The following is an 11,579-nucleotide window of genomic DNA, read 5'->3' on the forward strand; positions in this document are numbered from 1 at the left end:
GCTCACTACCAGCCTGACCCATCAGGGGAGGTCAGGTTCACCGACCCCGCCTTCCGGCGACGAATCATCATCGTCAGCCGGAGCAGCAGGCCGGGCAGGACGCTCACCGCGGCGCAGGCGAGCAGTTCCACCGCACCCAGCGCTTCGGTGCCGAGCAGGTCCCGCAGTGGTGCCACCAGCACCCCGGCGACCTGCAACAACGCGGAGATCGCCACCGCCAGCGGCAGCGCCGGGTTGCCCCGCCGCCCGTCGGGCGGGCGCGGTGCGCGGACCGCCAACGCCACCCCGAGCTGGGCCAGACCCAGCACCACGAAGACCACCGACTGCCAGGGCCGGTCCCAGTGGGCGGCCAGCACACCCGCGCCGAGAGTCACCGCAGAGATCAACGCGCCGGCGATGAGGATGTGCCGGCCCAGGCCCGCCCCGAGCACGGACTCCTGCGGCGAGCGCGGCACCCGGCGCAGCGTCCCCGGTTCCGCCGGTTCCGCGCCCAGGGCGACACCCGGCAGCCCGTGGGTGAGCAGGTTGATCCAGAGGATCTGCGCCGGCAGCAGCGGCACGGCCAGCCCGAACAGCGGACCCAGCAGCATCACCACGATCTCGGCCACCCCGCCGGAGAGGGCGTAGCGCAGGAACCGCCGGATGTTGTCGTAGATCCGCCGCCCCTCGCCGATGGCGGTCGCCACGGTCGACAGGTCGTCGTCGACAAGCACCAGGTCGGCCGCCTGCCGGGCCACCTCGGTGCCGCCGCCCATGGCCACACCGATGTCGGCGCGGCGCAGCGCCGGCGCGTCGTTGACCCCGTCGCCGGTCATCGCCACCACATGCCCGCGGGCCTGCATCGCGGCGACGATGTCGAGCTTCTGCTCCGGGCGGGTACGGGCGAACACCCGCGCCGCCGGGTCGGCCTCGGCGGGGTCACCGTCGTCGCCGCGTACCACCGGGTCGCCGGTGTCCCAGACGCCGAGCTGACCGGCGATGGCCGCCGCGGTCGCCGGATGGTCGCCGGTGACCAGCACCAGCCGCACCCCGGCCTCGGTGAAGCTGCCGGCGATCTCCGGCGCACCGGCGCGCAGCGGATCGCCGACACCGACCAGGCCCACCGCTCGCAGCCCGACCGGGTGGGCGGGGTCGACCGGCGGGGTGTCCACAAGCGCCGCCGCCAGGGCGAGCACCCGCAGGCCCGCGCCCGCCATCTCCTGTGCCGCGGCGGCCAGCTCGGCCAGTTCCTCGGCGTCGGCGTCGACAAGCGGCGCGGCCAGCACGCTCTCCGGCGCACCCTTGCACACCACCAGATACCTGTTGTCGCAGCAGCGGTGCACCGTGGTCATCCGGCGCAGTTCCTGGTCGAAGGGGTGCTCGGCGACGCGTGGCCATGCGCGGCGGGTGGCCTGCGGGTCGAGGCCGCACCGGGCCGCGAAGGCCAGCAGGGCCCCTTCCAACGGGTCACCGACGGCACCCCACTCGGGCCGCTGGTCATCCGGCGGGGTCAGCGTCGCGTCGTTGCACAACAGCCCGGCCCGGGCCAGCTGACGCAGCTCGTCGGTGACCGCGATCCGCTGGCCGTCGCGGTGGATCGCGCCGTGCGGGGCGTACCCGGTGCCGGTGACGTCGAAGCCGGCGCCGTCGGCGGTGCGGGCGTGCTGCACGGCCATCCGTCCCTCGGTGAGGGTGCCGGTCTTGTCCGAGGCGATCACGGTGACCGAACCGAGGGTCTCCACCGCGTGCAGCCGGCGGGGGATGGCCCGGGCCTGCGCCATCCGCCGTGCGCCGAGCGCGAGCGCGAGGGTGACCACCGCGGGCAGCGACTCCGGGACCGCGGCCACGACCAGGCTCACCGCGGTGACGGCCATGTCCACCAGCGGCCGCCCGCCGAGCACACCGACGACGAAGACCAGCCCGGACAGCAGTACGGCGACCAGGCCGAGGACCCGGCCGAGCGCTGAGAGACGCCGCTGCAGCGGGGTGGGACCCGGTCGGGTGGTGGCCGCCAGGGTGGCGATCCGGCCCAGCGCGCTCGCCGCGCCGGTGCGTACCACCGTGCCGGTGGCCCGGCCCACGGTGACCACGGTGCCGGCGCTGGCCTCCTCGCCGACGTCGCGGGCCACCGGCAGTGACTCGCCGGTGAGCGCCGACTCGTCCAGGCGCAGCCGGCTGGCCTCGTCGAGCAGCAGGTCAGCGGGGACCACGTCGCCGGCTTCGACGCGCACCAGGTCGCCCCGGACCAGGTCGGCGGCGGGCAGCACCAGGTCCCGGCCGTCGCGCACCACCCGGGCGGTCGGTGCGGCCAACTGGTCGAGCGCGGCGATCGCCCGCTCGGCGCGTACCTCCTGCACCACGCCGATGACGGTGTTGACCGCGACGACGAGCAGGATCACCGCCGTGTCGGGGTAGTCCCGCAGCACCGTGGTGACCACGGCGGCGGCCAGCAGCAGGGCGACCAGCGGGTCGGTGAGCTGCCGCAGGACGCGGACGGTCAGGTGCCGGCGGGGTGGCGCCTCGGCGGCGTTCGGCCCGTCCAGGCGCAGCCGTTCGGCGGCCTCGGCGGAACTGAGTCCGTTGACGGCTACCGGCCGGGTGACGATGTCAGTGCTCACGATGCACCCCTGCCCACGCCCTCGTACCCCTCACCGCTTCACCCCTGCCCCGAGGCCGTGCCCCGACGGCTGCCCTGCACCACCAGCGTGGCGTGCCACCGCCGGTGTCCGGCAGAGTCGACGGCCCGCTCGGCACGGGACCAACGGCCCTGCCGTCGCGCGGCGTATCGTCGTCGGCGATGAGCGACGACTTACGGCTGCGTGCCGTCGCCGAGGACGACCTGCCGGAGTTCTACGCCCACCAACTCGACCCCGAGGCCGGCCGGATGGCTGCCTTCGGCGCCGCCGACCCGGCCGACACGCGGGCGTTCGCCGCGCACTGGATGCGCATCCTGACCGACCCGCGGAATCTCGCCTGGACCGTGACCGTCGACGACGCGGTGGTTGGGCACGTGCTGGTCTTCCCCGCCGAGGGCCGCACCGAGGTCAGCTACTGGATCGACCCGGCCCGGTGGGGTCGCGGCTACGCCACCCGCGCGCTGGCCGCCCTGCTGCGCGAGGTGACCCGTCGCCCGTTGTACGCGCGCACCGCGACCGACAACATCGGCTCGCTGACCGTGCTGCGCCGCTGCGGGTTCGTCATCCGGTCCACCGAACGGGCGTACGCCCCCGGCCGGGGCGAGGAGATCGACGAGTACCTGCTGGAGTTGCCGGCCTGACACCCCGCCGGGTTGATCGGCCCGACCCCGCCAGGCGGCGGCCCGGGCTGGGCGGCACTACCCTCGCGGGGTGAACTGGCTGGAACTCGTCGGCTGGACCGGCTCCGCGCTGCTGGTCTGGTCGCTGCTGCAGACGCGCATCCTGCGGCTGCGGGCGGTCAACCTGATCGGCTGCCTGGTGCTCATCGGCTACAACGGCGCACTGCGGGTGTGGCCCATGGTGGGACTCAACATCGTCCTGGCAGTGATCAACATCTGGTATCTGCGCCGACTGCTCGCCACCCGGCACGACGAGCAGACCTACCAGGTGGTCGAGGTGGGCGCCGACGACGCGTTCCTGGCGCACACGCTGCGGGTGCACGCCGCCGACATCGCCCGGTTCAACCCGGGCTTCCACCCCGATCGGGTGACCGGCCGTTCGGCCTTCCTGGTGGTACGCGCCGACGAGGTCGTCGGCGTGGTGCTCGCCCACGACGCCGGAGACGGCGTGGCCCAGGTCGACCTGGACTACGTCACCCCGGCCTTCCGGGACTTCACCCCGGGCGAGTTCGTCTACCGACGCAGCAGCCTGTTCACCGACCGTGGCTTCCGTCGGGTGATCAGCCCGCCGGGCATGCGCGCCCCCTACTACCAGCGCATCGGATTTCGTCCGCACGGCCAGTCGTACGTGCTCGACCTGCCCGGATGATGACGATGATTCACCGTCGCAGCCATTGGGCATAGGCACCGCTACGCCGGTGGGACTTCCACCGGCGGCGCCACCGGGCGCGGTCCAACGAGGGAGCCGGGCGTGCAGAGCTACTGGAGTCAGCTGGCCCTGGTCGCGGTCCTGATCGTCATCAACGCGATCTTCGCCGGTAGTGAGCTGGCTCTGGTGTCGCTGCGCGACAGCCAGATCCAACGGCTGGCCCGCAGCAGCCGAGCCGGGCAGGTGTTGGCCCGCCTGGCCCGCGACCCCAACCGGTTCCTGGCCACCATCCAGATCGGCATCACCCTGGCCGGCTTCCTCGCCTCGGCGGCGGCGGCCGTGTCACTGGCCCGGCCCCTGACCCCGTTGCTGGAGGTGCTCGGTCGAGCCGCCGAACCGGTCGCCATCGTGCTGGTCACCCTGGTGCTGACCTTCGTCACCCTGGTCTTCGGGGAACTCGCCCCCAAACGGATCGCGATGCAGATTCCCGAGCGCTGGGCACTGCTCGTCGCCCGTCCGCTGGACCTGCTCGCCACGCTCACCCGCCCGGCGGTGTGGCTGCTGGGCGCCACCAGCGACCTGGTGGTCCGGATGGCGGGGCTGAACCCGGAGCCGGAACGCGACGAGATCAGCCCCGACGAACTACGGGACATCGTCGCCGGCCACCACGGCTTCACCAAGGAGCAGCAGACCATCATCGCCGGTGCCGTGGAGATCGCCGACCGCAAGCTGCGCGCCGTGCTGGTGCCCCGGCTGAGCGTCTTCTGCCTGGACACCGGCACCACCGCCGAGGCGGCCCGGCTGGTGCTGGCCGCCTCCGGGCACTCCCGCGCACCGGTGGTCCGCCACGGCGGCCTCGACGACACGGTCGGCGTCATCCACCTGCGGGACCTGGTCGGCGTCCGCGACGACCAGCCCGTCGACGAGTGCGTACGACCACCGATGCTGTTGCCGGACTCGGTGTCGGTGGTTGACGCGCTGCGCCAGTTCAAGGCGGAACGCCAGCACATGGCGCTGGTCGTGGACGAACGCGGCGCCGTCGACGGCATCGTCACCCTGGAGGACATTCTCGAGGAGATCGTCGGGGAGATCTACGACGAGACCGACCGGGACGTCCGCGAGGTGCGTACCGACGCCGACGGCGCGTTGGCGTTGCCCGGCACCTTCCCGGTGCACGACCTGCCGGACATCGGCGTGGAGCTGCCGGCCCGCCCGGCCGGCGACTACACCACGGTCGCCGGCCTGGTGCTCGCCGCCCTCGGGCGGATCCCCACCGCCGGCGAGCACCTCACCGTCGACGGTTGGCGGCTGGAGATCACCCAGGTCGACGAACGTGCCATCACCGGCGTACGGCTGTGCCGAGCCGAATCGGCAGCCGACGCGGAGTCGACCGCACCGGACGCGACCGAGCAGGAGGCGCAGGAGGCACCGGAGTCCGCTGCCGTCACCGGGTCGGGGGATCCTCGGGCAGACCTGGCACCGGCGGATCGAGCCTGAGCCGGTGCACCGGCACCTGAACGGTGCTGCGGCCGAGCAATCGGGCGGCGGCGCGGATCGCCCACGGCCCGGACGGGTGGCGTTCCGGCCCGATCAACCGGCCGCTGAGCCGCCCGTACCAGTGCCGGGTGACCACCAGATCGGTCAACCGCAGCGGTCCGCCCGGCGTGCCGCGCACCACCAGATCCACTACCCGACCCAGCCGCCGGCCCTGCTCGTCGTACGCGGTGCGGCCGAGCAGCTCACCCGCCCGCACGGCCGGCTCCGGGAATCTTGCCGATCAGGTGGCGACGCAGCCACAATTCCACCGGCGAGGTGGGCAGGTCCTCGGCGCGTATCCGCAGCCACACCGCGCTGTCGATGCGTGCGACGAATCCGTACGGGATGCGCAGCGGCACCATCGGCCGGTCGGAGACGAACCGTTCCGCGGTCAACGCCAGCATCCGGCCGATGCGGCCACCGACCCGCAGCCCGAGCGCGCCCGGCCCGGTGAGCAGGGTTCGCAGGTACGGCGTCCCGTGGGCGTCGAGGGCGAACTCCACGTCGTCGACCTTGCCGATCAGCCGGCCGTCGACGTCGACGAGTTGGCGGTCGAGCAGATCATGGCTGATCTGGATCCTCACTGCCCCATTCTGGTCCCGATGGCCACTGGAATGGCGGCGATCGCCGCGGCCACGATGATCAGCAGCAGCACGGCCCCCAGCGCGTTGAGCCACCGCCCGTTGACCCGGTCGCCGAGATAGGTGCGGTCGTTGGCCACCACCAGGATCGGCAGGTAGGTGAGTGGCAACGCCACCGCGCTGATGATCAACATGTATTCGGTGAGCGTCACCGGATCGATCCTGGTGAGCAGCAGAAGTACCCCGAGCAGCACACTGACCAGCAACACGGTGTGGAACCGCGCCGCCTCACGCGGGCTGACCCGCTTGCCCCACTGCCAGCCGAAGTACTGCGCGGCGGCGTACGCGGCCGACAACCCGGTCTCCAACGCGGCGCCGAAGGTGACCGCGAAGAACGCCAGGGCCGCGATCGCCAGGCCGACCCCGCCGAAGGCCAGCACGATCGGATGGGCGACGTCGCCGAGGTCGGAGACCGTCAGGCCGGCGGGTCGCAGCACCACGGTCGCGGTGGCGATCAGCGACAGCGCCAGGAACCCGCCGATCGGGAAGCCGACAAGCACGCTGAACCGGGCGTCAGCCAGGTCGGCGGCGCTCCACCGCTCCTCCACCCCGCCGGAGGAGAAGAAGAACACCTCGTACGGGCTGACCGTCGAGGCGAACAGGGCCACCGCAACGAACCAGTACGCCCCCCACCCCTGCCCGCCGTCGTCGATGCTCACCGTGCCACGGCCGAGCGCCGCCCAGTCGGTCGGCAACCAGAACAGCGCCACGGCGAAGACCACCAACGTCAGGCCGGCCAGCCCGAACAGCCGTTCCATCACCGGGAAGCGCACCCGCCACAGCACCAGCCACACCGCCGCCCCGGCGACCGGCACCCAGAGCAGGTACGGCACCCCGCTGGCCAGTTGCAAGGCCAGCGCCACACCGCCCAGTTCGGCGGCCAGGGTGATCACCGTGACCACATACGACGCCATCAGGTTGACAAGCGCCATGCGGGCCCCGAGCCGCTCCCGGACCAGGTCGAACACCGCCCGGCCGGTCACCGCCGCGATCCGTCCGGCCATCTCGGCGTACGCGCAGATCGCGATGACTCCGAGCAGCAGCACCCAGGAGTGGGCCATGCCGAAGCGGGCACCGGCCTGACCGGCGGCGACCAGGTCGCCGATGTCGACGAAGCCACCGACCGCGGAGAGGATGCCGAGCGTGGCGGCGAGCAGCTTCTTCACGTCGACGGCGTCGCGGGCTCGGTCATCGACGCGACAATATCGCCGCTAAGCCGCAAACTATCGCGAAACGGGCATAGGGCTGGGTCTGTTGCTCAACGACTTCCGGATCACACGGTGATCCGGCCGGGCTCAGCTGTCGGGGTAGAGGTTCTGCAGGCGGACCTGTCCCCGCGCGACCAGGCGATCCTTGGCATCGGTGATCTCCACCTGCCACAACTGCTGACTGCGCCCCCGGTGCACCGGAGTGGCGATCGCGGTCAACTCCCCGTCGCCGACGGGCCGCAGGAAGTCCGTCTGGTTCGACACGCCGACCACCCGTCCGCGCTCACCCAACCAGAGGCCGGCACCCACGCTGGCCGCGGTCTCCACCACCGAGCAGTAGACCCCGCCATGCTGGATGCCGTACGGCTGCAGCAGCTCCGGGCGTACCCGCCAACGGACCGTCACCCGATCACCGCTGGCCTCGCCGTACTCCAAGCCGAGCAGGGCGAAGAACCCGGTCGAGAGCTCGGACATCTCCATGGCGGCCTCCTCGATCTTGGCAACGTCACCCTACCGAGGTGGCAGCGCTGCTAACCCGGTAGGGCCCAGAGGCGCTGATGGGGGAGAATCGGTGACCGTGACCGACAGCAACCTCCCGCCGGCCGGGCGGGACTCCTTCACCGACGACCTGCGGTGGCGTGGCCTGATCCAGGACTCCACCGACCCCGACGAGCTGCGCGCACTGCTCGACGGCCCGGCGGCCGTCTTCTATGTGGGCTTCGACCCGACCGCGCCCAGCCTGCACGTTGGCCATCTGATGCAGGTCGCCACGGCCCGTCGCCTGCAACTCGCCGGCCACCGTCCGCTGCTGTTGGTCGGTGGCGCGACCGGTCAGATCGGCGACCCGAAGGAGAGCGCCGAGCGCACCCTCAACCCGCCCGAGGTGGTCGCCGGCTGGGTGCAGCGCATCCGCGACCAGCTTGCGCCCTTCGTGTCGTACACCGGTGACAACGCAGCCCTGCTGGTCAACAACCTGGAGTGGACCGGCGAGATGTCGGTGGTCGAGTTCCTCCGGGACGTGGGCAAGCACTTCCCGGTGAACAAGATGCTGGCGCGGGAGGTGGTCCGGGCCCGGCTGGAGAGCGGCATCAGCTTCACCGAGTTCAGCTACCAGTTGCTCCAGGCCAACGACTTCTTCGAACTGCACCGCCGGCACGGCTGCCAACTCCAGTTCGGCGGCTCCGACCAGTGGGGCAACATCACCGCCGGCGTCGACTACGTCCGTCGTCGCGGCGCCGGCCCGGTGCAGGCCTTCACCACACCGCTGGTCACCAAGTCCGACGGCTCGAAGTTCGGCAAGACCGAGGGCGGCGCGATCTGGCTCGACCCCGAGATGACCAGCCCGTACGCGTTCTACCAGTTCTGGATCAACGTCGACGATCGCGACGTCGGGCGCTACCTGCGTTACTTCAGCTTCCGCTCCCGCGAGGAGCTCGAAGCGCTGGAGAAGGAGACCGCGGAACGGCCCGCGTCCCGTGCCGCCCAGCGTGCCCTCGCCGAGGAACTCACCACCCTGGTGCACGGCGAGCGGGAGATGGCCCAGGTGGTGGCCGCCAGTCAGGCGCTGTTCGGTCGAGGCTCCCTGGCGGACCTGTCGGCGGCGACCCTGCGCGCCGCGCTCACCGAAGCCGGCCTGGTACGCCTCGACAAGCTGCCGGAGGCGGCCGCCCTGCTCAAGGAGTCCGGCCTGGTGCCCAGCATGAAGGAGGCCCGCCGGGTGATCGCCGAGGGCGGCGCCTACGTCAACAACGTCCGGGTCACCGAGGCCGACGCGGTGATCGGGGCCGACGACCTGCTGCACGGCCGCTACCTGGTGCTGCGCCGGGGCAAGCGCTCGTTCGCCGGTGTCGAACTGGACGTTCCCGCCGCGGTCGAATGAGCCACTGTCGCGGAGTGTGACGCGCGACGCGTCCGGCGGATTTGACGATCAAACCGCCGGGCGCGTAACTTTCTCTCTGCCAGCGCGGACCGGACGAAACAGGTCGAAAGACCTGAAGGCCGAGCGCAGGTCAACCTTCCCGAGCGGGCGGCGTAGCCGCTTCGAGACGGGACCGGGTGGTGCCCCAGAGTCGCCGCGAGGCGGATTTGGTGAAGCGGAACCGACCGGGTATGGTTGGCCGCTGGCAGGGGCCCAGGCGCGCTAGCGGGAAACCGCAGCGGCTGGCCTGCCGGAAACCACGAACGTAACGGCGTCAGCCGATTCGCTCATGGTGCCCGGAGAAAGGGTGGAAGCGTGACAAACCGGCGCAAGCCGATTTGACACGGCGGAAACCAGCGGGTAACGTAGTAAAAGTGCCCGGCGCGAGAGCGGCGGGTGTGAGAGTGGAACGGATGCCCCGGATGGTGGCCCTGGTGGGTTGCTTGATGGTGTGTGGTTGTTCTTTGAGAACTCAACAGGGTGCTTGATAAGCCAGTGCCAAGTAGTTTGATACCCCGGACTGGGTTGGGCCTTTGTGGTCTGATCTGGTTGGGATTCCTTTGGCAACATTTTGTTTGTTGTCGGGATGGATTGTTCAACAGGTTTTTGTTGGAGAGTTTGATCCTGGCTCAGGACGAACGCTGGCGGCGTGCTTAACACATGCAAGTCGAGCGGAAAGGCCTTTCGGGGTACTCGAGCGGCGAACGGGTGAGTAACACGTGAGCAACCTGCCCTAGGCTTTGGGATAACCCTCGGAAACGGGGGCTAATACCGAATATTCACTCATGGGCGCATGTTTGTGGGTGGAAAGTTTTTCGGCTTGGGATGGGCTCGCGGCCTATCAGCTTGTTGGTGGGGTAATGGCCTACCAAGGCGACGACGGGTAGCCGGCCTGAGAGGGCGACCGGCCACACTGGGACTGAGACACGGCCCAGACTCCTACGGGAGGCAGCAGTGGGGAATATTGCACAATGGGCGGAAGCCTGATGCAGCGACGCCGCGTGAGGGATGACGGCCTTCGGGTTGTAAACCTCTTTCAGCAGGGACGAAGCGCAAGTGACGGTACCTGCAGAAGAAGCGCCGGCCAACTACGTGCCAGCAGCCGCGGTAAGACGTAGGGCGCGAGCGTTGTCCGGATTTATTGGGCGTAAAGAGCTCGTAGGCGGCTTGTCGCGTCGACTGTGAAAACCCGTGGCTCAACTGCGGGCCTGCAGTCGATACGGGCAGGCTAGAGTTCGGTAGGGGAGACTGGAATTCCTGGTGTAGCGGTGAAATGCGCAGATATCAGGAGGAACACCGGTGGCGAAGGCGGGTCTCTGGGCCGATACTGACGCTGAGGAGCGAAAGCGTGGGGAGCGAACAGGATTAGATACCCTGGTAGTCCACGCTGTAAACGTTGGGCGCTAGGTGTGGGGGGCCTCTCCGGTTCTCTGTGCCGCAGCTAACGCATTAAGCGCCCCGCCTGGGGAGTACGGCCGCAAGGCTAAAACTCAAAGGAATTGACGGGGGCCCGCACAAGCGGCGGAGCATGCGGATTAATTCGATGCAACGCGAAGAACCTTACCTGGGTTTGACATCGCCGGAAATCCTGCAGAGATGTGGGGTCCTTCGGGGCCGGTGGCAGGTGGTGCATGGCTGTCGTCAGCTCGTGTCGTGAGATGTTGGGTTAAGTCCCGCAACGAGCGCAACCCTCGTCCCATGTTGCCAGCAATTCGGTTGGGGACTCATGGGAGACTGCCGGGGTCAACTCGGAGGAAGGTGGGGATGACGTCAAGTCATCATGCCCCTTATGTCCAGGGCTTCACGCATGCTACAATGGCCGGTACAATGGGCTGCGATACCGTGAGGTGGAGCGAATCCCAAAAAGCCGGTCTCAGTTCGGATCGGGGTCTGCAACTCGACCCCGTGAAGTCGGAGTCGCTAGTAATCGCAGATCAGCAACGCTGCGGTGAATACGTTCCCGGGCCTTGTACACACCGCCCGTCACGTCACGAAAGTCGGCAACACCCGAAGCCGGTGGCCCAACCCTTGTGGAGGGAGCCGTCGAAGGTGGGGCTGGCGATTGGGACGAAGTCGTAACAAGGTAGCCGTACCGGAAGGTGCGGCTGGATCACCTCCTTTCTAAGGAGCACCATCCAGCGAAGGCTGGTATGGAGCCCGCGATCTGCGAATGTCAGGTCGGGGTGCTCAATGGCGGAGACACTGGCGAGTTTTTCCTCGGCAACGGTCGGGGCGCTTAGTACAGCCGGCTTTCGGGTTGGTGGGAACGGTTGCTCTGGTGCGGCTGGGGAGGGATGTAGAGCACCCTGTTGGGTCCTGAAGGAACAACCAT

The 11,579-nt window shown here is 69.6% G+C and carries 9 protein-coding genes and 1 rRNA gene; 5 read left to right on the forward strand and 5 right to left on the reverse strand.

Annotated features, from left to right (window positions below):
• Positions 1-5 precede the first annotated feature (5 nt).
• Entirely contained in the window at positions 6-2,597 is a 2,592-nt protein-coding gene (locus VAB18032_RS10705) for a cation-translocating P-type ATPase (protein ID WP_013732836.1), read from the reverse strand.
• A gap of 179 nt (positions 2,598-2,776) precedes the next feature.
• On the opposite strand from VAB18032_RS10705, the gene VAB18032_RS10710 reads away from it, so the two are divergent.
• The 3 genes from VAB18032_RS10710 (at position 2,777) to VAB18032_RS10720 (ending at position 5,441) form a co-directional block, all read left to right on the forward strand.
• Positions 2,777-3,256 carry a GNAT family N-acetyltransferase gene (locus VAB18032_RS10710; protein ID WP_013732837.1) on the forward strand — a complete coding sequence of 160 codons (480 nt, stop codon included), beginning with the start codon at positions 2,777-2,779 and terminating at the stop codon, positions 3,254-3,256.
• A gap of 70 nt (positions 3,257-3,326) precedes the next feature.
• A complete protein-coding gene (locus tag VAB18032_RS10715; protein ID WP_013732838.1) occupies positions 3,327-3,944 on the forward strand; it encodes a hypothetical protein in 618 nt (205 codons plus the stop codon).
• A 102-nt stretch (positions 3,945-4,046) separates the two neighbouring features.
• On the forward strand, positions 4,047-5,441 hold the full coding sequence (locus VAB18032_RS10720; RefSeq protein WP_013732839.1) for a hemolysin family protein: 1,395 nt from the start codon (positions 4,047-4,049) through the stop codon (positions 5,439-5,441).
• Here VAB18032_RS10720 and VAB18032_RS10725 read toward each other — a convergent pair.
• The 4 genes from VAB18032_RS10725 to VAB18032_RS10740 form a co-directional block, all read right to left on the reverse strand.
• Entirely contained in the window at positions 5,389-5,697 is a 309-nt protein-coding gene (locus tag VAB18032_RS10725) for a PRC-barrel domain-containing protein (RefSeq protein ID WP_013732840.1), read from the reverse strand. The genes VAB18032_RS10720 and VAB18032_RS10725 overlap by 53 nt on opposite strands.
• Positions 5,684-6,064: a hypothetical protein gene (locus VAB18032_RS10730; RefSeq protein ID WP_013732841.1), complete on the reverse strand. Its 381-nt coding sequence runs from the start codon at positions 6,062-6,064 to the stop codon at positions 5,684-5,686. Before VAB18032_RS10730 ends, VAB18032_RS10725 begins: the two co-directional genes overlap by 14 nt.
• Positions 6,061-7,287, reverse strand: a complete 1,227-nt coding sequence (locus tag VAB18032_RS10735) for an NRAMP family divalent metal transporter (RefSeq protein ID WP_013732842.1) — start codon at positions 7,285-7,287, stop codon at positions 6,061-6,063. The genes VAB18032_RS10730 and VAB18032_RS10735 overlap by 4 nt, the downstream gene beginning before the upstream one ends.
• A gap of 129 nt (positions 7,288-7,416) precedes the next feature.
• On the reverse strand, positions 7,417-7,809 hold the full coding sequence (locus VAB18032_RS10740) for a PaaI family thioesterase (protein WP_013732843.1): 393 nt from the start codon (positions 7,807-7,809) through the stop codon (positions 7,417-7,419).
• A 97-nt stretch (positions 7,810-7,906) separates the two neighbouring features.
• Between VAB18032_RS10740 and tyrS the strand changes: the two genes are divergently transcribed.
• Positions 7,907-9,208 (forward strand): tyrosine--tRNA ligase, encoded by a 1,302-nt coding sequence (tyrS, locus tag VAB18032_RS10745; RefSeq protein WP_043723718.1) that lies wholly within the window; start codon positions 7,907-7,909, stop codon positions 9,206-9,208.
• Positions 9,209-9,853: 645 nt separating this feature from the next.
• A 16S ribosomal RNA gene (locus VAB18032_RS10750) occupies positions 9,854-11,368 on the forward strand.
• Positions 11,369-11,579 lie beyond the last annotated feature (211 nt).

Origin of the sequence: Micromonospora maris AB-18-032 (assembly GCF_000204155.1) — a bacterium.
GTDB classification, from domain to species: domain Bacteria; phylum Actinomycetota; class Actinomycetes; order Mycobacteriales; family Micromonosporaceae; genus Micromonospora; species Micromonospora gifhornensis.

Coding starts and splice junctions, on each gene's coding strand:
- VAB18032_RS10710 (WP_013732837.1), top strand. CDS start 2,777: ATGAGCGACGACTTACGGCTGCGTGCCGTCGCCGAGGACGACCTGCCG.
- VAB18032_RS10740 (WP_013732843.1), bottom strand. CDS start 7,809: ATGGAGATGTCCGAGCTCTCGACCGGGTTCTTCGCCCTGCTCGGCTTG.